Annotated in this window: 2 tRNA genes and 1 rRNA gene; all 3 read right to left on the bottom strand. The window is 59.5% G+C overall.

Features of this window, described 5'->3' with window-relative positions:
- Positions 1–196: 196 nt before the first annotated feature.
- A tRNA-Ala gene (locus JMJ56_RS33215) sits at positions 197–269 on the bottom strand.
- A gap of 20 nt (positions 270–289) precedes the next feature.
- Positions 290–363 (bottom strand) — tRNA-Ile (locus JMJ56_RS33210).
- Positions 364–626: 263 nt separating this feature from the next.
- Positions 627–697: ribosomal RNA gene (locus JMJ56_RS33205) — 16S ribosomal RNA — on the bottom strand; the annotation flags it as partial.

The following is a 697-nucleotide window of genomic DNA, read 5'->3' as shown; positions in this document are numbered from 1 at the left end:
GACCAGGCCAGCGCAAATCACACACACTTATCCAATCAACTAACCAACCATTCCATCTTCAAATGTCAAAAGAACAATCCACCCGGCCAGCCCCAAGGGGCCCGCCAGGTGGCGGCTTTGGAAGCACGCAACTCAACCCGACCCATGAGGGTCAGGTGAGGATCTCATTCTGTCGCCAAGCCAACCTGCGCAGACATGGAGGCAACCGGATTCGAACCGGTGACCCCCTGCTTGCAAAGCAGGTGCTCTACCAGCTGAGCTATGCCCCCGTAGTCTTCAACAGGGAAAATGGGCCAGGGAGGACTTGAACCTCCGACCCCACGCTTATCAAGCGTGTGCTCTAACCAACTGAGCTACTGGCCCCAAGCCTCGGCAACGCCGAGGCCGGAACGGCCATCGCCCAGCCAAGGCCATAACGACAGATCAACAGGATGATGCGCACTCACTCAGGCCAATCCGGGCCCGAGGATGGATGGCGAACGTTGGGCTCGACCAGGACAGGCGCCCGATCACCAGCCACCCCATCCGGGGCAGCCAGAACCAGGCAAGGCCTTGGTCCGTGTTTAGTCATATCGCGGAGGTCTGCAGCCAGAGGCCAAGGCCCCTACCCCACAGCACCATCCTTGAAAGGAGGTGATCCAGCCGCAGGTTCCCCTACGGCTACCTTGTTACGACTTCACCCCAGTCACTGACCCTA

The sequence above is a fragment of the Belnapia arida genome (assembly GCF_016773205.1).
Taxonomy (GTDB): Bacteria; Pseudomonadota; Alphaproteobacteria; order Acetobacterales; family Acetobacteraceae; genus Belnapia; species Belnapia arida.
Note: the sequence above shows the minus strand (reverse complement) of the source record. Positions and strands in the feature narration are given on the sequence as shown.